Annotated in this window: 19 protein-coding genes; 11 read left to right on the top strand and 8 right to left on the bottom strand. The window is 51.1% G+C overall.

Annotated features, from left to right (window positions below; all coding sequences use genetic code 11):
- Window positions 1-40 precede the first annotated feature (40 nt).
- The 5 genes from accC to msrP form a co-directional block, all read right to left on the bottom strand.
- Window positions 41-1,384, bottom strand: coding sequence for an acetyl-CoA carboxylase biotin carboxylase subunit (accC, locus tag SPM24T3_RS01505; RefSeq protein WP_009634915.1), 1,344 nt, complete (start codon window positions 1,382-1,384; stop codon window positions 41-43).
- An 11-nt stretch (window positions 1,385-1,395) separates the two neighbouring features.
- The gene (gene accB / locus SPM24T3_RS01500) at window positions 1,396-1,857 is read right to left on the bottom strand and encodes an acetyl-CoA carboxylase biotin carboxyl carrier protein (RefSeq protein WP_009634914.1); all 462 of its coding nucleotides are present in this window, start codon (window positions 1,855-1,857) and stop codon (window positions 1,396-1,398) included.
- A gap of 30 nt (window positions 1,858-1,887) precedes the next feature.
- Complete coding sequence (gene aroQ, locus SPM24T3_RS01495) at window positions 1,888-2,340, bottom strand: type II 3-dehydroquinate dehydratase (protein ID WP_009634913.1); 453 nt, start codon at window positions 2,338-2,340, stop codon at window positions 1,888-1,890.
- 238 nt (window positions 2,341-2,578) lie between these two features.
- Window positions 2,579-3,187 carry a protein-methionine-sulfoxide reductase heme-binding subunit MsrQ gene (msrQ, locus tag SPM24T3_RS01490; protein WP_009634912.1) on the bottom strand — a complete coding sequence of 203 codons (609 nt, stop codon included), beginning with the start codon at window positions 3,185-3,187 and terminating at the stop codon, window positions 2,579-2,581.
- Entirely contained in the window at window positions 3,187-4,188 is a 1,002-nt protein-coding gene (gene msrP / locus SPM24T3_RS01485; protein WP_009634911.1) for a protein-methionine-sulfoxide reductase catalytic subunit MsrP, read from the bottom strand. Before msrP ends, msrQ begins: the two co-directional genes overlap by 1 nt.
- A gap of 307 nt (window positions 4,189-4,495) precedes the next feature.
- Between msrP and csrD the strand changes: the two genes are divergently transcribed.
- The 8 genes from csrD to tldD all read left to right on the top strand — a co-directional run bounded on the left by csrD (window position 4,496) and on the right by tldD (window position 17,051).
- Window positions 4,496-6,433 (top strand): RNase E specificity factor CsrD, encoded by a 1,938-nt coding sequence (csrD, locus tag SPM24T3_RS01480; RefSeq protein ID WP_009634910.1) that lies wholly within the window; start codon window positions 4,496-4,498, stop codon window positions 6,431-6,433.
- 347 nt (window positions 6,434-6,780) lie between these two features.
- Entirely contained in the window at window positions 6,781-7,824 is a 1,044-nt protein-coding gene (mreB, locus tag SPM24T3_RS01475; protein ID WP_007891976.1) for a rod shape-determining protein MreB, read from the top strand.
- A 222-nt stretch (window positions 7,825-8,046) separates the two neighbouring features.
- Entirely contained in the window at window positions 8,047-9,045 is a 999-nt protein-coding gene (mreC, locus tag SPM24T3_RS01470; protein ID WP_009634909.1) for a rod shape-determining protein MreC, read from the top strand.
- Window positions 9,042-9,530, top strand: coding sequence for a rod shape-determining protein MreD (gene mreD / locus SPM24T3_RS01465; RefSeq protein WP_009634908.1), 489 nt, complete (start codon window positions 9,042-9,044; stop codon window positions 9,528-9,530). The genes mreC and mreD overlap by 4 nt, the downstream gene beginning before the upstream one ends.
- A gap of 7 nt (window positions 9,531-9,537) precedes the next feature.
- Window positions 9,538-10,131 carry a nucleoside triphosphate pyrophosphatase gene (locus tag SPM24T3_RS01460; protein WP_009634907.1) on the top strand — a complete coding sequence of 198 codons (594 nt, stop codon included), beginning with the start codon at window positions 9,538-9,540 and terminating at the stop codon, window positions 10,129-10,131.
- Window positions 10,121-11,590: a ribonuclease G gene (rng, locus tag SPM24T3_RS01455; RefSeq protein WP_009634906.1), complete on the top strand. Its 1,470-nt coding sequence runs from the start codon at window positions 10,121-10,123 to the stop codon at window positions 11,588-11,590. The genes SPM24T3_RS01460 and rng overlap by 11 nt, the downstream gene beginning before the upstream one ends.
- Window positions 11,591-11,686: 96 nt before the next feature.
- Entirely contained in the window at window positions 11,687-15,523 is a 3,837-nt protein-coding gene (gene yhdP, locus SPM24T3_RS01450) for an AsmA2 domain-containing protein YhdP (protein WP_009634905.1), read from the top strand.
- A gap of 82 nt (window positions 15,524-15,605) precedes the next feature.
- Entirely contained in the window at window positions 15,606-17,051 is a 1,446-nt protein-coding gene (gene tldD, locus SPM24T3_RS01445) for a metalloprotease TldD (protein ID WP_009634904.1), read from the top strand.
- Window positions 17,052-17,351: 300 nt separating this feature from the next.
- On the opposite strand, the gene aaeR is transcribed toward tldD, so the two are convergent.
- Together aaeR and SPM24T3_RS25685 are read right to left on the bottom strand one after the other, a co-directional pair.
- Window positions 17,352-18,284 carry an HTH-type transcriptional activator AaeR gene (gene aaeR, locus SPM24T3_RS01440; RefSeq protein WP_009634903.1) on the bottom strand — a complete coding sequence of 311 codons (933 nt, stop codon included), beginning with the start codon at window positions 18,282-18,284 and terminating at the stop codon, window positions 17,352-17,354.
- A 150-nt stretch (window positions 18,285-18,434) separates the two neighbouring features.
- Entirely contained in the window at window positions 18,435-18,680 is a 246-nt protein-coding gene (locus SPM24T3_RS25685) for a hypothetical protein (RefSeq protein WP_192807925.1), read from the bottom strand.
- On the opposite strand from SPM24T3_RS25685, the gene aaeX reads away from it, so the two are divergent.
- Genes aaeX through aaeB form a run of 3 tightly spaced genes read left to right on the top strand, consistent with a single transcriptional unit; the run spans window position 18,592 to window position 21,704 of the window.
- On the top strand, window positions 18,592-18,795 hold the full coding sequence (aaeX, locus tag SPM24T3_RS24450; RefSeq protein WP_009634902.1) for a p-hydroxybenzoic acid efflux pump operon protein AaeX: 204 nt from the start codon (window positions 18,592-18,594) through the stop codon (window positions 18,793-18,795). The genes SPM24T3_RS25685 and aaeX overlap by 89 nt on opposite strands.
- A 7-nt stretch (window positions 18,796-18,802) precedes the next feature.
- Window positions 18,803-19,735 (top strand): p-hydroxybenzoic acid efflux pump subunit AaeA, encoded by a 933-nt coding sequence (gene aaeA / locus SPM24T3_RS01435; protein ID WP_009634901.1) that lies wholly within the window; start codon window positions 18,803-18,805, stop codon window positions 19,733-19,735.
- Between the two features lie 10 nt (window positions 19,736-19,745).
- Window positions 19,746-21,704, top strand: coding sequence for a p-hydroxybenzoic acid efflux pump subunit AaeB (gene aaeB, locus SPM24T3_RS01430; RefSeq protein ID WP_009634900.1), 1,959 nt, complete (start codon window positions 19,746-19,748; stop codon window positions 21,702-21,704).
- Between the two features lie 67 nt (window positions 21,705-21,771).
- Here the strand turns inward: aaeB and SPM24T3_RS01425 are convergent, their stop codons facing one another.
- Window positions 21,772-23,418 carry an APC family permease gene (locus SPM24T3_RS01425; protein WP_050956128.1) on the bottom strand — a complete coding sequence of 549 codons (1,647 nt, stop codon included), beginning with the start codon at window positions 23,416-23,418 and terminating at the stop codon, window positions 21,772-21,774.
- Window positions 23,419-23,694 lie beyond the last annotated feature (276 nt).

Here is a 23,694-nt window from a genome sequence, read left to right as displayed (position 1 = left end):
TACAAGGTCAAGGGTTCAGGATTTTATAGTTGCAGAATGCTTATTCCTGCAAGCCGAGTTTCTTCTCGAGATAGTGGATGTTGGTGCCACCGTTCTGGAAGTTCTCGTCGTTCATAATGCGCAGTTGCAGATCAACGTTGGTTTTGATGCCATCAATGATCAGCTCGGCCAGCGCATTTTTCATACGGGAAATCGCCACATCGCGGTTTTCGCCGTAAGTGATCAGTTTACCGATCATGGAATCATAGTACGGAGGCACGGTATAGCCAGCGTAGATATGAGATTCCCAGCGCACGCCGAAACCACCAGGAGCATGGAAACGAGTGATTTTACCCGGGCTTGGCAAGAAAGTATTCGGGTCTTCGGCGTTGATACGACACTCAACCGCATGTCCCTGAATACGCACTTCGTCCTGCTTGATTGACAAAGGTTGGCCAGCGGCAATGCGCAGCTGTTCTTTGATCAAATCAACGCCGGTGATCATCTCGGTAACCGGATGCTCAACCTGAATACGGGTGTTCATTTCGATGAAATAAAACTCGCCGTTTTCGTACAGGAATTCGAAAGTCCCTGCGCCACGGTAGCCGATGTCTACACAGGCTTTAGAACAACGTTCGCCGATGTAGCGACGCATTTCGGCAGTGATGCCTGGCGCTGGCGCTTCTTCGACAACTTTCTGGTGACGACGCTGCATGGAGCAGTCACGTTCAGCCAGATAGATTGCGCTGCCCTGACCGTCAGCCAATACCTGAATTTCGATATGGCGTGGGTTTTCCAGGTATTTTTCCATGTAAACCATGTCGTTGTTGAAAGCCGCTTTGGCTTCGGCACGCGTCATGTTGATGGACTGTTCCAGATCTTTCTCTGCGCGAACAACGCGCATACCGCGACCGCCGCCGCCGCCGGACGCTTTGATGATGACCGGATAACCGATGCGCTTACCGAAAGCACGGTTTTTTTCCATATCATCGGTCAAAGGACCGTCGGAGCCGGGAACGCAAGGTACGCCAGCTTTTTTCATCGCGTTGATTGCAGAAACTTTGTCACCCATCAGGCGAATAGTTTCAGCTCTCGGGCCGATGAAGATAAAGCCTGAACGCTCGACTTGTTCAGCAAAATCAGCATTTTCGGACAGGAAGCCGTATCCGGGATGGATAGCCACTGCGCCAGTGATTTCAGCCGCAGAGATGATCGCCGGGATATTCAAATAGCTTTTGACTGAAGGTGCAGGCCCGATACAGACAGTTTCGTCTGCCAGCAGCACGTGTTTCAGGTCGCGGTCGGCGGTAGAGTGCACAGCAACGGTTTTGATGCCCAGTTCTTTACAGGCACGCAAAATGCGCAGGGCAATCTCGCCGCGGTTAGCGATTACAATTTTATCCATGGTACGCCTCGTTATTCGATGACGACCAGCGGCTCGTCGAACTCAACCGGTTGGCCGCTTTCAATCAGAATGGCTTTAACCACGCCAGATTTGTCAGCTTCGATCTGGTTCATCATTTTCATTGCTTCAACGATGCACAGAGTGTCGCCCACGTTGACGCGCTGACCCACTTCGATGAATGCTTTGGCATCTGGGCTTGGCGTGCGGTAGAAAGTCCCTACCATTGGCGAACGAACGATGTGACCGCTGATAGCAGCAGGTGCAGCTGCTTCAGCCGCTGCCGCAGGGGCAACAGCAGCAGCCAGAGGCTGCTGTGGAGCAGGCATGGCGTAAGCCTGTTGCATCATTGGGTAAGCTTGTTGTGGTGCTGCGCGGCTGATGCGTACTGATTCTTCACCTTCAGAAATTTCCAGTTCAGAAATGCCTGATTCTTCAACCAGTTCGATCAGTTTTTTGATTTTACGAATATCCATGGGTGTGATTCCGTACTCTATGCGAAGTAATTAATTGGATTTTGACAAGCGGTTAACCGCTGCCTGTAAAGCAAAATGGTAGCCATCTGCGCCAAGTCCACAGATAACGCCCACCGCGATATCGGAAAGATATGAATGGTGTCTAAAAGCCTCGCGAGCATGCACGTTGGACAGGTGGATCTCGATGAACGGGATCTGTACTGCCAGCAATGCATCACGAAGCGCCACGCTGGTATGGGTAAAGGCTGCGGGATTGATCAAAATAAAATCAGTATTTCCCCGGGCCTGATGGATCCTGTCAATCAGGAGGTGCTCTGCGTTGGATTGCAGATGGCTTAATGCAACGTTCGCTGCGGCAGCCTGCTGTTCCAAACCTTTAACAATATCGTTAAGCGTGGTACTTCCGTAGGTTTCTGGCTCACGCGTTCCCAATAAATTCAGGTTGGGACCGTTGAGAAGCAAAATGTCAAACTTATGCGCCATTGTGAGCCTATCTCCTGCGATTAGTACGAGGTCGAAGAAAATACCTTGCCGAAGCCAATTTGTCACCTATTTCATAACAAATCAACCCAGACTTTTCTTAGGAAAGGCTGCATTATATTCATATCGAGGGAAATAGCCGCCAAATACTGGTCTTATCAGCGAAGATTATCAACCCTCAGTTTGAAACTGAGGGTTACAGAAGGGGAGTTTGGCGGAATAACCTGCGTGTTTTCGGCGATTACCGAAACCACTGACGAAATTTCTTGTAGCGAAGTGCCAGCAAAATCGCTGCAATTAGCGCGTAAATGAACGGTTGTGGCGAAAAAGTCTTAACTGACCATAAATAGTGAATCGGGGCCAAAATCGCAACAATATAGATACCGTTATGCAGGGTCTGCCATTTTCTACCCAACTTACGCTGTGACCAAAGCGTCGACGTTGCGGCTAAAACTAACAAAATTATCCAGCTAATGATACCCAGTGTCAGATAAGGACGAGAAATCAGCTCGCTGCCCAACAGCCTCAGATTATCAATCCCTAGCTCAAGGAATGAATAACTCAGCAGGTGAATTGTTGCCCAGGCAAAGCACCACAGGCCCACCAGTCGCCTGACGCGAATTAAGAGCGGCTGTTTGCCGTAGCGGATAATCGGTGTGATAAGCAGGGTCGCCAGCAGCAGTTTTAATGTCATTCTGCCAGTGAAATGCTGAATATCTTTTGCCGGATCGGCGCTGAACCATCCTTGGTTAATAGAAAGGAAGATCCATAAGAGCGGCAAAAAGGCTGCCAGATGAATGATCACCTTGAGCCAGAAAATTTGTTTTAACGATAGACGCGGTATCTTCATTAATAGTTCGCTCGCAAATCCAGTCCTCGATACAAATGCCCGACCTCTTTCTCATAGCCGTTAAATAGCAGTGTCGGCTGGCGTTTCACGTCAAGAATGCCGCCAGAGCCGATAAAGCGCTCTGTTGCCTGTGACCAGCGAGGATGATCGACGTGCGGATTCACGTTGGCATAGAAACCGTATTCGTTCGAAGCAATCTGGTTCCAGGTCGTCGGCGGCTGCTCTTTTACCAGCCGAATATGCACGATTGACTTGATACCTTTAAAGCCGTATTTCCAGGGAATGGTCAGGCGGATTGGCGCACCGTTTTGCGGCGGCATACTTTTGCCGTAAACGCCCACCGACATGAACGCCAGCGGGTTCATTGCTTCATCCAGTCGCAATCCTTCAACATATGGATAATTCAGGCCGCCGCCGATAAAACGGTCTTTTTGTCCTGGCATATGTTCAGGATCATACAACGTAGTGAAGGCGACAAATTTTGCATCGCTGGTGGGCTCAACCATTTTAAGCAGCGCGGAAAGCGGGAAACCGACCCACGGCACGACCATCGACCAGGCTTCGACACAGCGCATACGATAAATACGTTGCTCAAGTGGAAAACGTTTGAAGAAGTCGTCCATATCCAGCGTGACCGGCTTGGTCACTTCCCCATCAATGGTGACTTTCCACGGAGATGTCGGCAACTGACCGGCATTGGCGGCCGGATCGGCCTTATCCAGCCCGAATTCGTAAAAGTTATTGTAGCCGGTGACTTTATCTTCCGGCGTCAGCGGCAAATCGGCCTGATACTCTGCCGGCCTGGTGAAATCCAGCGGTTTGCCTGCGGGCGCTTTAGGGCGATCGTGACCTTTAAACCATGACAGCACATCTGCCTGTGAGGTTGAAGGAAGTGCCATTGTCGCGGCGCTAAGCCCCAAGGCTTGCAGCACTTTGCGGCGGTCATAGAAAATACTTTCTGGGGTAACGTCTGCTTCGGTTAAGACTTTTTTATGGCTCATAACATGCTCCGGGAGAATGACCCTCGGTCTTTAACGGCTCCGGGTAAGTTAAAATTATTTTCATAATAAGAATTATAGTTAGAGCATGGCGTTAAATGCCTACTTTAACCAGAGCTCAGGGGAAAATACGAAATTTCGCAGGTCAGGATTTTACGGTCTAAACGGCGCAAAACTGTCAATACATAAGAAATCTGAATTAAATAAATGATCGCTGTCTATGCTATTTATATAGGCTGGCCGCCAAGCAGCAAGACCGGCCGCATCAATTAGTGAAAAACACACCACATAAACTGAGTAAGGCACAGGGATGCGATTTACTACCAGATTATATGCGATGATCTCAATGCTGGTCGCGCTCACCGTTTTCCTTATGCTGGTGGGCGTTACGTTCAGCTTCGTTTACTTGAACAAGCAAAGTTCTGAACAGCATTTACGTGCGCTCTCGACCTCGGTCGATCAGACCCTGCTTGCCAACCCGCCTTCATCATTGCAAAACTGGCTGCCGCTGGTGATGAATCAGCTGGATATCAGCAGCCTTGAAGTCGTGGCCAATCACGGCGCGGTTTACAGTCACGATACTGAAGCCAGTAACGGCAACGTATGGGACAACCACGCGCCTGACTTTATTACCCAGCATCTCCCTTTGCTCCATCATCCTGACCTGAGCCTGAAAGTCGTTTATCTCGATCCGGTCAGCAACTATGCCCGTTCAATGCGCACCACTCTTTATATCAGCCTGGCAATATTACTGATCATTGCTGCCACCCTGGCCACGTTTCGCTGGGTGCGCCTGCAAACCAGCGGCGTTGAACGATTAGAAGACCGTTCCACGAGAATCTTGCGCGGCGAGCGCGATAATCTCCCGCTGGGTGATGTTACCGAGTGGCCGCTGAATTCCAGTGCCGCTATCGATAAGCTGCTGGTCGATCTTGGCGAAGCGCGCGAACAGCGTAGCCGCGTTGACACCTTAATCCGCGCTTTCGCTCAGCAGGATGCTAAAACCGGCTTGAGCAATCGATTGTTTTTTGACAACCAGCTGACTACCGAGCTGGAAGAAGAGGGTGCTTACGGCATTCTGATGCTAATCCGCCTGCCTGATTTCGATACCCTGCGAGATACGCACGGGCAGACGCCGGTAAAAGAGCTGATGTCGTCGATCGTCAATTTGTTGTCGACTTTTGTAATGCGCTATTCGTCGGCGCTGCTGGCCCGCTATTACCACAGTGATTTTGCCGTTCTACTGCCGCACAGCACCTTGAAAGAGGCAGAAGTGATGGCTGCACAATTAGTGAATGCGGTGGGCGCATTGCCGTCAACTTCGATTATCGACCGCGATGCGCTTCTATATATAGGCATCAGTTCTTATCGATTTGGACAGACTCTGGAGCAGGTGATGGATTACGCCGAGCAGGCAACCCGTCACGCGGCCTTCCAGGGCAGCAATAGTTGGTCAGTTTATGACAGTAACGTGCCGGAAAAAGGGCGCGGTAGCGTTAGATGGCGCACGTTACTGGAAGACACTCTTGCGCGCGGTGGGCCACGGCTCTACCAGAAACCGGCGTTGAACAAGGCCGGAGTGCTGGATCACCGCGAAGTGCAGCGGCGTATCTTCGACGGAACGCGTGAGCTGCTGGCCGCCGAGTTTATTCCGCTGGTGACCCAATTTGGCATGTCGCAAAGTTTTGATCGTCGAATGATCAGTCAGATAATTCCGTTACTTGCACAATGGCCGGACGAGACGCTGGCATTTCACCTTACGGTTGATTCATTATTGCAACGCACTTTTGTTCGCTGGTTAAGAGATGTACTGCTCCAGTGTGAAAAAATGCAGAGAAATCGAATTCTTATTGAACTTGCAGAGGCCGATCTCTGTCAACATACCGACCGTCTTCGTCCTGCCCTGCGATTGTTGCAAGGATTAGGGTGCAGACTGGCGGTTTCACAAGCGGGTCTGACAGTGGTCAGCACCTCTTATCTGAAATCTTTCCAGGTTGAAAGGGTTAAACTTCATCCGGGATTGGTTCGCGATATCGATAAGCGGGTTGAAAATCAGCTGTTTGTGAAAAGTTTGCTAAGCGCATGCAAAGGCACGCAGGCCAAGGTTTACGCCTCGGGTGTTCGCACAATTGATGAATGGCTTGCTCTGTTGGAAACAGGTATTCACGGCGGTCAGGGTGATTTTTTTGCTACGCCACAGGTCATCGACCCGGTCAGTAAAAAATATTCACACAACCACGGACTTTAAACTGATCCCAACGGTAAAATTTAACGTAGAATGGCGCACCCCTGCCATTTACACAGAGGGGCAGCCTGTATCAGCGCGTTAATTAATCCCTTGGTGCTGAGTAATTTCAGGTAAAGTGTAAGAATTCATGTGCGATGTTTGTGACTTGACGGGTGCCTGATTGAGTTAAGCTGAGTCTGTGATTCAGGTTTCCGCCGCAGTGTATTAAATCACCACGTTAAGTGACGAACGTCGCTGACAATTTTCACCGAAGCAGAACGTTTTTGCGCCTTGTCGCTGCTTCGTGTGGTTGGTAAAGTAGGCGGATTTTATTTTCCGCCCCCAGCTAGCAGGATTATCCTTTCGTTATGTTTAAGAAATTTCGCGGCATGTTTTCCAACGACTTGTCCATCGACCTGGGTACTGCCAATACCCTTATTTATGTAAAAGGACAAGGCATCGTGCTGAATGAGCCATCAGTGGTGGCTATTCGTCAGGATCGTGCTGGTTCACCTAAAAGCGTTGCGGCCGTAGGCCACGATGCTAAACAGATGCTTGGTCGTACTCCAGGCAACATTGCAGCTATTCGCCCAATGAAAGACGGTGTTATTGCCGACTTCTTCGTGACCGAAAAAATGCTGCAGCACTTTATTAAACAGGTTCACAGCAACAGCTTTATGCGCCCAAGTCCGCGCGTATTGGTATGTGTGCCAGTTGGCGCGACTCAGGTTGAGCGTCGTGCAATCCGCGAATCTGCACAAGGTGCAGGCGCGCGTGAAGTATTCCTGATTGAAGAGCCAATGGCTGCGGCTATCGGCGCAGGCCTGCCAGTTTCTGAAGCTACCGGTTCAATGGTAGTGGATATCGGTGGTGGTACGACCGAAGTGGCCGTTATCTCCCTGAATGGCGTGGTTTATTCTTCTTCCGTACGTATCGGTGGTGACCGCTTTGATGAAGCCATCATTAATTACGTGCGTCGTAACTACGGTTCACTGATTGGTGAAGCCACCGCCGAGCGTATCAAGCACGGTATCGGTTCTGCTTATCCGGGTGACGAAGTTCACGAAATCGAAGTTCGCGGCCGTAACCTTGCCGAAGGTGTGCCACGCGGCTTCACCTTGAATTCCAACGAAATCCTGGAAGCTCTGCAGGAGCCTCTGACCGGTATCGTTAGCGCGGTGATGGTTGCTCTGGAACAGTGTCCTCCAGAATTGGCGTCTGATATCTCTGAGCGCGGCATGGTACTGACCGGCGGTGGCGCACTGTTGCGTAACCTCGATCGCCTGCTGATGGAAGAAACCGGTATTCCGGTAGTGGTAGCAGAAGATCCACTGACCTGCGTTGCTCGCGGTGGTGGTAAAGCGCTGGAAATGATCGACATGCACGGCGGCGACCTGTTCAGCGAAGAGTAATTTCACTGAATAATCAGTCACTGGCAAGACGTGTATGCCCGAGTATTTGAAGCTGCAGCGGATAACATCATCCCCGTGCAGCTTCAGGTACTATTGGGATAGGGAAAACTAGCCTGCCGCGGAAGAGGGCTGCCCCCCTTTATATCCTGCTACTATTCCTGTTAGGGTAATGTTTCGCTCAGATCGGCTAAATTTTCTGCTGCCGAGGAACTCGCATATTTTATGAAGCCTATTTTTAGCAGAGGTCCGTCTCTGCAGTTGCGACTTTTTTTGGCTATTCTTACGGCCATCGTACTGATTTTTGCCGACAGTAAGGTAGGTACGTTCGTCAAGATCCGCACCTACATGGATACTGCCGTCAGCCCTTTCTATTTCTTGTCCAATGCGCCAAGAGAATTTCTGGATAACGTCTCTCAGACCTTTGCGTCTCGCCAACAGCTCGAACTCGAAAACCGCGCCCTGCGCCAGGAATTGCTGCTAAAAAACAGCGATCTGCTGCTACTTGGTCAATTCAAGCAGGAAAATGCCCGTTTGCGCGAGCTGCTGGGATCGCCACTGCGTCAGGACGAGCATAAAATGGTCGCGCAGGTGCTGTCGACCAGCAACGATCCTTACAGCGATCAGGTGGTCATTGATAAAGGCAGCAACCGTGGCGTTTATGTCGGTCAGCCAGTGATCAGTGACAAAGGCGTGGTCGGTCAGGTTATTGCCGTGGCCGCCGCAACCAGCCGCGTGCTGCTGATTTGCGATGCTTCCCACGCTATTCCAATCCAGGTTCTGCGTAACGATATTCGCGTTATCGCTGCCGGTAGCGGCTGTGCTGACGATCTTCAGCTCGAACATTTGCCGGCCAATACTGACATTCGCGTCGGTGACGTCTTGGTGACCTCAGGCTTGGGCGGTCGCTTCCCTGAAGGTTATCCGGTTGCGGTGGTGTCTTCCGTCAAGGTCGATAATCAGCGTGCCTACACCGTTATTCAGGCGCGTCCAACCGCCGGTCTGCAACGCCTGCGTTATCTGCTGCTGTTATGGGGCGCGGATCAAAATGGTGACAAACCAATGTCGCCGGAAGACGTGCACCGCATTGCCAGCGAGCGTTTGATGCAAATGATGCCTCAGGTTCTGCCACCTCCAAATGAAATGGGCCCACCGGCTCCGGTTCCCGCGCCGGCAACGGGAACGATAACCGCACCAGTGACGACTTCGGGCGGCAGGCAATGAACGGCTACCGCAGCCACGGCCGCTGGATAATTTGGCTATCCTTTGTGGTAGCCATGATGTTGCAGGTCATGCCGTGGCCTGACGAAATCTATATGTTCCGACCTTCATGGCTGATGCTGATCCTGATTTACTGGGTGATGGCGTTGCCGCATCGGGTTAACGTCGGCACCGGTTTTCTGGTCGGTTTTTTCATGGATCTGGTTTTAGGATCTACACTGGGAGTGCGCGCGCTGGCGCTGGCCATTACCGCTTATCTGGTTGCCTTCAAGTTTCAGCTGTTCCGAAACATGGCACTTTGGCAGCAGGCGCTGATCGTGATGCTGTTGTCGATGGCGGTTAACGTCATTGTTTTTTGGGCCGAATTCCTGGTAGTTAACGTGACTTTCCGACCACAGATTTTCTGGAGCAGCGTCGTGGACGGCGTGCTCTGGCCTTGGCTGTTCTTGCTGATGCGTAAAATTCGTCGCCAATTCGCCGTACAATAAGGGCATTATGACTTTACTTTATCTCGCATCGGGTTCACCGCGTCGCCGTGAGTTATTAACGATGCTGGAGTTGCCCTTTGAACGCCTGACCACCGACGTGGCCGAACAGCGTCAGCCGGGCGAAGATCCCGAGGACTACGTTCAACGTTTGGCACTAGATAAAGCCCGTGCCGGGGTTATTGTTGCTCCGCAGGACTTGCCCGTTTTAGGCGCAGACACTATTGTGGTACTTGATGGACGTGTTTTGGAAAAACCCGCCGATATTCAGCAGGCTGCTGAAATGCTGGCGGCGCTTTCAGGACGTCAACATCAGGTGATGACCGCCATTGCCTTCGCTGACTCTGAGCACCACCTCACTGCGATGGTTGTGACCGATGTCACCTTCCGAACGCTTTCTTCGGAGGATATTCAGCACTATATTTCCAGCGGCGAGCCCATGGATAAAGCGGGGGCCTACGGTATTCAAGGAAAGGGCGGATGTTTCGTCCGTGAGATCCGCGGCAGTTACTATGCAGTAGTGGGACTCCCTCTGGTTGAGACTCAGGAACTGTACAGTAATTTTGTTGCACTACGCGTTCTTAGGAGAAAGCATGACGGCTGAATTACTGGTCAATGTCACCCCATCGGAAACGCGGGTGGCTTACATCGACGGGGGCATCCTGCAAGAGATCCACGTTGAGCGAGAAGCAAAACGTGGTATTGCAGGGAATATTTACAAAGGTCGCGTCAGCCGTGTCCTGCCCGGAATGCAGGCGGCTTTTGTTGATATTGGTCTGGAAAAAGCCGCCTTCCTTCACGCTTCTGACATCATGCCGCACACTGAGTGCGTGGCTCGTGACGAGCAGAAAAACTTTAACGTGCGCGATATTGTCGAGCTGGTGCATCAAGGCCAGGATTTGATGGTCCAGGTGGTGAAAGATCCGCTGGGCACCAAAGGCGCGCGTCTGACCACCGACATTACTCTGCCTTCGCGTTACCTGGTATTTATGCCCGGCGCTTCACACGTGGGTGTTTCCCAGCGAATTGCCAGCGAAGCCGAGCGCGATCGCCTGAAAAGAATCGTTTCTGCCTACTGCGACGAGCACGGTGGTTATATTATTCGCACCGCAGCCGAAGGGGTCCGCGAAGAGGAACTGGCACAGGATGCTGCTTACTTAAAACGCCTGTGGACTAAAGTGATGGAGCGCAAACGCCGCAACGTCACCAAATGCAAACTTTACGGCGAGCTGGCACTGGCTCACCGCGTGCTGCGCGATTTTACCGGTCAGGAGCTGAATCGCATTCGTGTCGATTCGCGTCTAACTTATGAACTGCTGATCGAGTTTACCAGCGAATATATGCCTGAGCTGACCGACAAGCTCGAGCATTACAGCGGCAAACAGCCAATTTTCGATCTTTATGACGTAGAAAATGAAATCCAGCGCGCGCTGGAACGCAAGGTTGAACTGAAATCTGGCGGCTATCTGATCATTGATCAGACTGAGGCAATGACCACCATCGATATCAACACCGGTGCGTTTGTCGGCCATCGCAATCTCGAAGAAACCATTTTTAATACCAATACGGAAGCGACGCAGGCTATTGCCCGCCAACTTCGACTGCGTAATCTCGGCGGCATTATCATTATCGATTTCATTGACATGGCCAATGACGAGCACCGCCGTCGCGTGTTGCATTCGCTGGAGCAGGCGCTGTCGAAAGACCGCGTTAAAACCGGTATTCACGGTTTCTCTGCGCTGGGGCTGGTAGAGATGACCCGCAAAAGAACCCGTGAAAGTGTGGAACATGTGCTGTGCAGCGACTGTCCAACTTGCCATGGCCGCGGCACGGTTAAAACGGTCGAGACAGTTTGCTACGAAATTTTGCGCGAAATCGTGCGCGTTCATCATGCTTATGATGCAGACAGATTTTTGGTTTACGCCTCGGTCGCCGTTGGCGATGCCCTGAAAGGCGAAGAGTCTCACGCTCTTGCCGAAGTCGAAATTTTCGTTGGCAAACAGGTCAAAGTTCAGATTGAACCGTTATACAGTCAGGAACAATTTGACGTTGTCATGATGTGATTATAAGAATTGACGGATTAATTTAGGCATTTTTTTTATGTAGGATCAAAGAGCGTCGTCGATTTCAGCGCTGATTGTAAGACAAGGAGATTAAGTGTGAGGCGACTGCCCGGGATACTGCTAACCAGCTTCGCGACGATTGTTGTTATCGTCGCGTTGGCGATCAGTGGGCTTCGTTTGGCGCTGCCTCAGCTTGATCGATTCAAACAGCCTATTGTCGACAAGATTCAGGCGGTTACTGGTGTGCCGATTAGCCTCTCTCAGGTTAACGGCAGCTGGAAGACTTTTGGCCCAACGCTTGAAATTCGAGATCTGGCCATCTCTCTTCCGGAATCTTCCTCTAAGGTGCAACGTATCACCATGGCGCTGGATGTCTGGCAATCCTTGCTGCATCTGCGCTGGCAGTTCCGCGATCTGACTTTCTATAACCTGCAGCTCGATTTCAATTCAACCCTGGGCGGTGACGGCGACAAGCACAAAAGCCCGGTAGGTGCCGATCGAATCAGCGAAATCTTCCTAAAGCAGGTTGACCACTTCGACCTGCGCAATAGCCGCATTAGCTTCAAAACGCCTTCCGGCCCACGGGCAGAATTCGACATCCAGCAGATGACCTGGCTGAACTCCAAGAATCGCCACCGCGCCGAAGGGCAGCTTGGTTTATCGAGCTTCAACGGCCAGCACGGTATTGTGCAGGTTCGTATGGATCTCAACGATAACGACGGTTTGCTGAATGACGGTAAAATCTATCTGCAAGCCGATGATATCGACATGAAGCCGTGGTTCAGCCGCTGGCTGCGCAGCAATACTGGTTTAGACAGTGCCAATTTCAGTCTCGCCGCGTGGTTAACCCTGCGCGATGGTCAAGTCTATGCCGGTGATATTCATGTAAAAGATGGCGAGGCCGTCTGGCATACCGACGGCCAGTCGCATCGTTTGGATGTGGATGATCTGACCCTGCATGGCAATCGTCAGGGGAGCGGCTGGCAAGTGGGTACGCCGCAGCTGAATCTGAAAACTGACGGGCAGGCTTGGCCGCAAGGCTCATTGACCGCGCTTTATCTACCCGAAAATGGTGTAAGCGATAACAGCCAGTTCCTTGGGCCGGATCATCAAGAGCAGCTGCGGCTTCGCGGCAATAATATTCAGCTCGAAAGGATCGGGCCGATTATCCCGACCATTTCGTTTTTAACTCCGGCGCTGCTGGAGCGCTGGAAAGATCTCAAGCCAACCGGCATGGTCGACCAGCTGGCGTTAGACATTCCGCTCAAGCAGCCCGAGCAAACTCGATTTGATATGAAATGGCATGATGTCAGCTGGACCCGCTGGGAGTTGCTGCCAGGGGTGAATAATTTTAGCGGCACCTTGAGCGGTAGCGTGCCTCGCGGGCGAATGACGATAGGTTTGCAAAACAGTCAGCTGCCTTTTGGAGACGTGTTCCGCGCGCCGCTGGAAGTCAGTCAGGCTAGCGGTACCTTCGATTGGAGCAACAATGATCAAGGTTGGTCGTTGTGGTCAAAAGACTTGGATGTTAAGGCCAAAGGGTTGTGGGCTACCGGCGGTTTTAGCTATGAACAGCCGAGCAAAGGCCAGCCATGGCTGAAAATTTTATCTGGCGTTCGCGTTTATGACGGCGGACAGGCGTGGCGCTATTTCCCGCAAAACCTGATGAGTAAAAATCTGGTGGATTATCTTGGTTCAGCCATTTTGGCCGGGCAGGTTGATAACGCCACGCTGAGCTTTAACGGTAATCCACATGATTTCCCGTTCAAAAATAATGAAGGGCAGTTTGAGGTCTGGGTACCGCTGCGCAACTCGACCTTTAAATTCCAGCCTGAATGGCCTGCGCTGACTAACCTTGATATCGATCTCGACTTCTTGGACAACGGGCTGTTCATGAAAGCGGCACACACACAGCTCGGTAATGCAGTGGGGAAAAATGTTGTCGCCAGCATTCCAGATTATGAAAAAGAAAAACTGTTAATCGACGCCGATGTTAGCGGAGAGGGCAAGGACGTTGGCGAGTACTTCATGCAAACTCCGCTCAAAGATTCGCTCGGTGCGGCACTAAAAGAGATTCAGATTGGCGGCAATGTCAGTGGGCGCTTACATCTCGACATCCCATTGAATGGTAAACAAGTTCGTGCGACCGGAGGTATTAATCTCAACAATAACAGCCTGTTTGTTGCGCCTCTGGAAAGCAAAATCAAAAACCTGACTGGCCAGTTCAGCTTTGATAATGGCAATCTGGACAGTAATTCAATGACAGCGACCTGGTTTGGTCAGCCGGTAAATATTAACTTCAAAACGTTCGATCAGCCTGATAACTATGAGATTAATATTGGTTTAGACGGCAACTGGCAGCCTGCAAAATTGCCGGGCTTGCCTAAAGCCATTGCAGCCAAGATTTCAGGCGGTGCCAACTGGAACAGTGCGGTCGACATTTTGCTGCCACATAAAGGCACACCAACCTATAAAGTCACGGCTGACGCGGACTTGAGGAATGTGAGTAGTCACTTACCCAATCCCTTAAACAAAGCGCCGGGCAAAGCTTTGCCGCTGAATGTTAACGTTCAGGGTGATTTACACAGCTTTAATTTAAACGGCGTGCTGGCCGGTAAAGATCGCTTTAACAGCCGCTGGTTGCTGGGTAAACAATTGACTCTTGACCGCGCAGCGTGGGCGATCAATACCACTAAAACTCCCGCGTTGCCTGCAACCAGCAGCCTGACACTGAATTTGCCAGCCTTGGACGGAGAAAACTGGCTGGGGCTATTATCACCGGATAAAGCGACGCAAAGTCAAAATACCAAAACGGTCGGCTTCGGTTTCCCTAACCAAATTACCGTGACAACACCGCGCCTGACCTTGGCCGGACAGGGTTGGAATGATTTAACCTTGGTCTCGACTCATAACGACGATGGCATGCATATCAATGTCAAAGGCAAAGAGATTGATGGTACGCTGGATATGAACAATCGCGGCCCGTGGCTGGCGAATCTGCGCTACCTTTACTTCAATCCTCAATGGGCAACCAGCGGCAGCAGCGGGCAAAATCTGTTTGGCAGCCATCTTTCATTCAGCAACTGGCCTGCGCTCAATATTCGCTGCGAAGCCTGTTGGTTTATGGGGCAGAGCCTGCGCAAAGTTAACGCCGATCTGGCTCCGCAGGGTAATCAACTGACCTTGCGCAATGGCCTGATTGATACCGGCGAAGGGCGGCTCGATATACAGGGCGAGTGGAAACAGGATGCACAAAATCAGGACAGCACCGCGCTGAGAGGCAATCTGAGCGGCAAAAATATTGATCGCTTTAATTCGTTCCTCGGCGTGGCTACTCCGCTTAAAGGCGCACCTTTCAAAGTCGATTTTGATTTGCATTGGAAAGATGCGCCGTGGAAGCCAGATGTGAAAACCCTTAACGGCACGCTAAAAACCTATCTCGGCAAAGGTGAGATAATCAACATGGGCGGCGGCCGTGCGGGGCAAATACTGCGTCTGGTCAGTTTCGACGCACTGTTGCGCAAACTTCAGCTTGATTTCCGCGATACCTTCGGTAAAGGCTTCTACTTTGATTCAATCAAATCTGACGCCTGGATTAAAGATGGCGTGCTTCACACCAATGATCTGCTGGTCGACGGTTTAGCCGCGGATATAGCCATCAATGGCAACGTGAATCTGGTCAGCCAGCGTCTGGATCTCGAAGCGGTGATTGCTCCCGAGATTTCAGCGACCGTCGGGGTTGCCACTGCTTTCGTGATTAACCCGATTGTCGGCGCTGCGGTGTTCGCCGCCAGTCAGGCGCTCGCCCCGCTGTGGAATAAGATTTCGCTAATTCGCTATCAGATTGACGGCACCATTGAACAGCCAACAATTCATGAAATCTTGCGCCAATCAAAGGCAGATAAAAAAGCGCTTAAGGTTCCAGCACCTTAAGTCTGGTCTCGCAGTGTTGAGCAACTGCATACTGTGTTAGGCTGTACATTGACTTTTTATGACCAAAGAGAGTGAAGAAATTATGAGTCTGGCCCTAGTCAGTGAGCGTTTACTAACCGCTAATAATCTGAGTCAACAAGACCTGTTTACGGTATTAGGCCAGTTGGCTGAGCGCCGTCTCGATTATGCCGATCTCTTTTTCCAATCCAGTTTCCATGAAGCCTGGGTCATTGAAGACAGCATTATTAAAGACGGTTCATACAATATCGACCAAGGTGTCGGCGTTCGTGCCGTAAGCGGCGAGAAAACCGGTTTTGCCTATGCCGATCAGATTACCCTCAATGCGCTTAACCAAAGCGCTCAGGCCGCGCGCAGCATCGTGCGCGAACAGGGTAACGGCAAAAGCCATACTTTGGGCGCAATCCAGCATGCAGCACTGTATTCGCTGGCCGATCCGCTGCAAAGCCTGCCGCGTGAAGAGAAAATTGCCCTGCTGCACCGTGTCGACAAAGCCGCTCGAGCTGCCGACAAGCGGGTAGTTGAAGTCTCCGCCAGCATCACCGGCGTATATGAAAGCATTTTAGTTGCCGCGACTGACGGCACTCTCGCAACAGATATTCGCCCACTGGTGCGCTTGTCTGTTAGCGTGCTGGTTGAACAAGATGGTCTTCGCGAACGCGGTTCCAGTGGCGGCGGCGGTCGTAGCGGCTACGAATATTTCCTCGAAACCGTAGATGGCGAAGTTCGTGCCGAAGCCTTTGCCCACGAAGCCGTGCGCATGGCGTTGGTTAATCTTGGCGCTGTTGCTGCCCCGGCTGGCGCGATGCCAGTTGTCCTGGGCGCAGGCTGGCCGGGCGTTTTACTGCACGAAGCGGTCGGGCACGGACTGGAAGGCGACTTTAATCGCCGCGGTACCTCAATGTTCAGCGGGCAAATGGGCAAACTGGTGGCTTCCGAGCTTTGTACCGTTGTTGATGATGGCACTATGCAAGGCCGTCGTGGTTCAATCTCGGTAGATGATGAAGGCGTACCGGGGCAGTACAACGTGCTGATTGAAAACGGTATTTTGAAAGGTTACATGCAGGACAAGCTCAATGCGCGCCTGATGGGCGTGGCTCCGACGGGTAACGGTCGCCGCGAGTCCTATGCACATCTGCCAATGCCGCGCATGACCAATACCTATCTGCTGGGCGGTCAATCTACCCCGGAAGATATTATCAGCAGCGTCGAGTATGGTCTTTATGCACCCAACTTTGGCGGCGGCCAGGTGGATATCACTTCTGGAAAATTTGTCTTCTCAACCTCAGAAGCCTATCTGATTGAGAAAGGTCGTATCACCAAGCCAGTGAAGGGCGCGACCCTGATCGGTTCAGGTATCGAGGCAATGCAGCAGATTTCCATGGTCGGTAACGATCTGGCGCTTGATAAAGGCGTCGGCGTTTGTGGCAAAGAAGGTCAAAGCGTCCCGGTCGGCGTGGGCCAACCTACGTTGAAACTTGATTCCTTAACCGTTGGCGGCACTGCCTAAAAATAATCTTCTTACTTGAAGCCAGTGCTGCGTTAGCTACTTTCGCAAACCCCAGTCACTTACCTGTGTAAGCTCCTGGGGATTTGCTCTCTTGCTGCCTTGCTCTGACTCCAATTACTTGATTATTTGGTATAATCTTCTTACTTGAAGCCAGTACTGCGTTAGCTGCGTTCGCAAACCCCGGTCACTTACCTGTGTAAGCTCCTGGGGATTTGCTCTCTTGCTGCCGAATGGCAACACCAAGGCCTCGTTTATTAAACTTTATGTTGTTCAGTAAAATCCTTTTAAGTGGAAAGGTTCTTATTTCGCCCCCGGCTCTCGTTTGCGGTGCTTGCGGTAAACCTTGCTCACCTCTTTGAAATATTCCGTCAGATAATTAATGCACACCTGCACTTTCAACGGCAGCTTGTCCTTTTCCGTATGCAAGGCGTAAACCGGGCGCGGCTCCGACTGATAATTACCAAACAGAATCTCGACCTCTCCTGAGTTAATCTCATCAATCACCCACATCAGCGGAATATAGGCGATACCCACGCCCGACGTTAGCCAGCGGATGATGGTTTGCGGATCGTTGGAGACAAAACGCCCCTCCGGCCTGATACGAATCGGTTGACCCTCAGGTGAAACCAGATCAAATTCACTGTCAGGGCGAATGCTGTATTCCAGCCACGAAAAATTTACCATGTCTGTCGGAGCTTCAGGCTTACCGTTCTCGGTCAAATAATTTTTCGCCGCACAAACCACCATCGGCATTGAGCCAAGGTGCTTTGAGAACAAACTCGAGTCTTGCAATTTACCGACGCGAATCACAATATCCAGCCCGTCAGAAATTAAATCCGGCGCAGGAATCCCCGTTACCAGATTCACGGTCAGGCCTGGATACTCGCTGAGCATCTTGACCGTCATTGCTGCAAGGACATTTTGTGCCATTGTCGAGGAGCTGCCGATGCGTAATGTACCCGTTGGTGTGTTGTTAAACGCATACAATTGTTCATGAACTTCATGAACGTTATGCAGCATTTTATGGCAGCCCTGGTAGTAAATCTTACCCGCTTCAGTTAAGCCGAGACTGCGAGTGCTTCTGTTTAACAACTTGATTTGTAATTCATTTTCAAGCTTGGAGATGCTTTGGCTAATGGCGGAAACGCTCATTTGTAGACGAGGCGCTGCAGCGGTATAAGAGCCGCTTTCAACCACTTGAGCAAAGATTGACATGCGTTTTAATCGGTCCATTGTTAAGCCCAGCTTAAAAGTGATTGTGATCACAGAATGTTGATGTCTTGATAATAAGCAGGCTAATATACTGGTCGAGATAAAAGCCTCAAGTTCGGATGCAGTAAAATTAAGTATCTTACCTCCGCCGACTTTTCTGGCAATCCTACATTACCCCTCTGCGCAACCTTTAGAGATTTTTCTCTCGAAGTGCGCTGGTATTGTTGAAAATTTTGAATCAAAAACGCGCGCTAATGTTAAAATTAATAAATAATATGAGGGTTGCTGTGCGTCACTACCTTTGTGGTAAGAGTCTAAGGAAATATCCATGAGTTTGCTTCCGGTAATGGTGATTTTCGGATTGTCGTTTCCCCCGGTGTTCTTTGAAATACTTTTGGCGCTAGCGATATTTTTCATACTGCGCCGAATTTTGACACCTACCGGGATTTATGATTTTGTCTGGCATCCGGCATTATTTAATACGGCATTGTATTGCTGTCTCTTCTATCTAATATCCTGCATTTTCGTCTGAGGCTGTCGTGAAAAACATTTCAATAAAAATAATACGTTACGCAATAACGTTTATCATTGTGGTCCTGGCCGCCATCGCGATTTTCCGTGCCTGGGTCTTTTATACAGAATCACCTTGGACGCGTGACGCAAAATTTACCGCTGACGTTGTAGCCATGGCTCCAGACGTTGCCGGGCTGGTCACCTCCGTTCCTGTTGAAGATAACCAATTAGTGAGCAAGGGCCAGGTGCTGTTCACGATTGACCAGCCGCGTTATCAGGTGGCATTGGCTCAGGCAAATGCCGACGTATCCTATTATCAGGCGCTGGCAGACGAGAAAAAACGCGAAGCGACTCGTCGTGTAAAACTTGGTACTCAGGCAATGTCTATCGAAGCTATCGAACAGGCAACCAACGACCTGCAAACTACCATGCAACAGCTGGCGAAAGCCAAGGCAACAGCAGCAGGAGCGGCGCTGGATCTGCAGCGTACTACCGTGGTTGCTCCGGCTGATGGCTGGGTCACTAACCTGACCGTTCACCCAGGCGACTTCGTGACTCGCGGCCAGACTACTATCGCGCTGGTTAAAGAGCACACCTTCTATGTACTGGCGTATATGGAAGAGACCAAGCTGGCTCGCGTTAAACTTGGCGATCGTGTCGAAATCACCCCGCTGGGCAGCAATAAAGTTCTGCACGGTACTGTGAACAGCGTTGCGGCAGCGGTGACAGACAGCAGCAGCACCGATTCCAGTGATGGCCTGGCAAGTATCGACAGCAACCTCGAGTGGGTTCGTCTGGCGCAGCGCGTACCGGTAAAAATCACTTTGAATGATATGGACGAAAAACACCCGTACCCGGCAGGCACCACGGCGACAGTTGTAGTGGCTGGTGAGCACGACCGAGCAGAAAATGGCTCATGGTTTACCAAATTCCTGCACCGCCTGCGCGAGTTTGGCTAAGAGAAAATAAATGATTAGCCCATCTCTGTTGCGCATGCGATTTGCCTGCAAGTTGACTTTTGCTATCCTGGGCGCATTGGTGTTTGGGTTTTATCTGAATCTGGAAACCCCTCGATGGTCGGCGATGACCGCTGCCATCGTAGCCGCCGGACCCGCCATGGTCGCCGGCGGCGAGCCGTTTGCCGGGGCAATTCGGCATCGTGGGATATTACGTGTTATCGGCACTTTTATTGGCTGTATCGCCGCAATTACTATCGTAATGACCTTTGCTCGTGCACCAGCACTGATGCTGCTGGTGTGCTGCCTGTGGGCAGGCTTTTGCACCTGGTGGTCTTCAATCGTTCGCGTTGAAAACTCCTATGCTTTAGGACTGGCCGGTTATACCGCGTTAATCATTGTGGTGCTCGCCTCATCTAACCTTACCGAAACTCCGCAGTTTGCCGTTGAACGCTGTAGCGAAATTGTCGTCGGCATCGTTGCCGCGATCGTGGCCGATCTGTTGTTCTCTCCTCGTTCGATCAAAAAAGATATCGATCGTGCCGTAGACCAGCTGATGCTCGACCATTTTAAATTGCTCAAACTCAGCCTGAATCAGGCCGAAAAAGAAGATATCGACAAGGCGTGGAATACCCTGGTTAAAAGCTCCACTGCAATCAATGGGATGCGAACCAGCCTGATGATGGAGTCTTCCCGCTGGCAGCGCGTAAATCGGCGCATAAAGGCGTTACATAGCCTGTCGCTGAGCATGATCACTCAAGCCTGCGAAACCTTCATTATTATGCAGACCACGCCAGAGCTGGTGCCTTCCGAGATTGTTCTACTGGTCAATGAACCTATCGAAAATCAGGATGACGTGCGTAAAATCCTTAAGCGACTGCGCAAGATTGGTAATGATCTGACAGAGGAAAACGTCGCACTACCTCTTTATTCGTGGATTGGTTCCGCCAGCCGCGCATTGTTGATGATCAAAGGCATACATACCAACGGCAGTATCAGCAGTACAGAAAGCAACGTGCTAAACAGTGAAGTGGTGATCAAGCCTGCCTCAGCTGAAATGCACCACGCGCTGATTAACGGGCTGCGTACTTTTGTTGCCAGCGCCGCGGGCTGTTTACTGTGGTTATGGACCGGCTGGACTTCCGGCTCAGGCGCGGTGGTCATTATTGCGGTTATCACCTCGCTGGCGATGCGCACTCCGAACCCGAAAATGATGGCGATGGACTTTTTGATCGGCATGATGGCCGCCATTCCTATCGGTGGGCTTTTATATTCCGTGGTTATGCCCGCGACTCAGCAAAGCCTGTTCCTGCTGTTGCTGGCGCTGGGGATTTGTATTTTTATCTGCGGAATAGAGGTGCAAAAACGTCGTCTGGGGATTTTGGGCCTGCTGGTCGGTAGCATCAATATTCTGGTGCTCAGCAATCCAATGAAATTCAATATTTCGACATTTTTGGACAATGCCACCGGTCAGGCGATCGGCTGCGTAATTGCATTGCTGGTACTGATGCTAATTCGCGATAAATCGCGTGATAAAACCGGGCGTACGCTGCTTAACCGCTTCGTGAGCAGTGCTGTTTCCGCGTTGACCACCAAAGCCTATCGCCGTCGTGAGAACCATCTTCCTGCGCTTTATCACCAGTTGAATCAGCTGTTGGTTCTGTTCCCGAACGACATGGGGAAATACCGTCTGGCGTTGCAACTGATTATTGCCCATCAACGTTTAAAGATTGCCGAAGTCCCGGTTAATGAAGAATTGTCGGCGTTTCATAAACGAATTCGTAATACTGCCGATCGCGTGGTTTCATCTCAGAGTGAGGGCAAACGCGAATATTATTATCAGCGTTTGTTGAGTGAAATGAGTGAGTATCAGCAGAAGCTGGTGGAATACGATGCGCCGCTCAAAGTGACTGAGCCGGTCAGGCGTTTATGCGATTTGTTAAATAATTATCAGCGCGCGTTCTTGCAGTAATCACTGAACAGCGACCAATAAAAAAGGCTGACTCCTCGCGGTGTCAGCCTTTTCTTTTACTTGATGATTACTGATAGGCAGACTTTACCTTCACCGGAGTGACATCATCCTCTGGTTCATCTTCATCGTGCGGAATCACCAGCGTTTCATGACCTGAAGCAACGCCCCAGTAGTAGCAGACCAGCGTTACTATGATCAGCAGCACCATATCCATCGGGCTGGAAATCGCGTTGATACCGCCGTATGTGCCCAGATAAGACAGCACCAGCACTACCAGGTAGTACACCAGCAGCCAGATTGAGCTCTTAACATCGCGTCCGAAGTTCTCATCTTTTTTGCCGAACACTACGTAAGCAACCCAGGCAATCAGCAGAATCGGGATCAACAGAATGTTCACTGACCAGCCGCTCCAGTAAATCAGCAGACTACTGGCGATGAACGCCAATGGGCTGATCAGGCCAAAGACCGGCAGTTTGAACGGACGTTTCAGACCTGGCAGACGAGCGCGCAGCACGCCAGCATTGACCGGACCCGGCAAATAGGTAAACACCGTTGCCGACGTTACCGCACCAATCAGTCCACCCCAAACCTGGAACTCGGAAGGCAGAGTCCAGGCAATGGCCAGAACCAGCGACAGCCACAGCGCACCGCGCGGAACGCCGGACTTAGGATCAACTTTTGCAAAGATGTTGAACAGGTGTCCATTCTTCGCCCAGGCAAACAGCACGCGCGAAGCACCCGCGAGATAAATGTTACCGGTACCTGCTGGAGAGATGACCGCATCGATCAAGATCAGGTTAATCAACCAGGTAATGCCCAGACTGCGTGCCAGATCGGCATAAGGAGACTGGAAGACGCTTTTCAGGCCAACCCAGCCGTGCGTGCTCAGCAGGTCGGTTGGCACCGCGCCCATGAACGCAAATTGCAGCAGGATATAAACCACAAAGCTGATGGCGATTGCCAAAACGATAGCAATAGGAATGTTGCGCTGCGGATTTTTCGCCTCGCTGGCAAAGTCCACGGCCTGACGGAATCCGAGGTAGGCAAACACGATGCCTGCGCCGGTCAGAGAAGAGAATACGCCGTGCGCGCCGCCAGGATTGGTGCCGGGAACCTCAAGGTTAGCGCCGTGGTAGTAACCAAACAGCGTGATGATCACCATTACCGGAACGATAAATTTGAAGGTAGTAATGATGGTATTGATACGGCCAAAGAACTTGACGCTCCAGTAGTTCAGCAGGAAAAAGCCTACCAGCAGGAGAATCTGCATAATGAAACCGAGAGTCGTCGGGCTGCTGTCGGTGTTACCCAACGCCGGCCACCAGTACATTGCGTACTGACGCACAGCCTCAACCTCAACCCCTGCTGTGGAGGTGTAGGCCAGCAGCGAGCTGACGCCGATAACAAATCCCACCACGTTGCCGTGAGTGTACTGCGGATAACGCACAAAGCCGCCAGCGCGAGGAATTGCCGCAGCGAGTTCAGCAAACACCAAACCAATCAACAACACCATTACGGCGCCAAGTAACCACGCCCAACCGGTTAAACCTCCTGCATACCCAGAACTTGTCAGTGCCGCGTAGAGCCACCCTGAGCCAATCATTGAACCCACACCCAATAGGGTAAGATCCACCAGGCCTAATTTTTTTTCAATGTCCCCTGAGTCATAGCGGTCCTCTTTAGGGTATAGAATTTGATGAATGACAGAAACCATCTCTGTTAACGTTTTAAGAAACATCAACCATCCCTTTTTGATGCATAAAACTAATGAGCAGGAACCGTGCCAGACTGTTAAACAGCCGATAGAATTGTACTAATAGCCTGCATATAGAGGTTATTCGCATTATTTGCGTGCTATTTATAAGCCGCATTGCACCGAAATAGTGCGCAAGGACTCCGGCAAGCGATGGGGGATATAGCAGAAATTGGTTAAAAAGTAGCATGAAAGACTGGGGTTAAGCTTTCTGAAAAGCACAGTGCGCTGAGTAGA

Origin of the sequence: Serratia sp. M24T3 (assembly GCF_000257645.1) — a bacterium.
GTDB lineage: Bacteria > Pseudomonadota > Gammaproteobacteria > Enterobacterales > Enterobacteriaceae > Rouxiella.
This window is presented reverse-complemented; position numbering and strand designations above follow the sequence as displayed.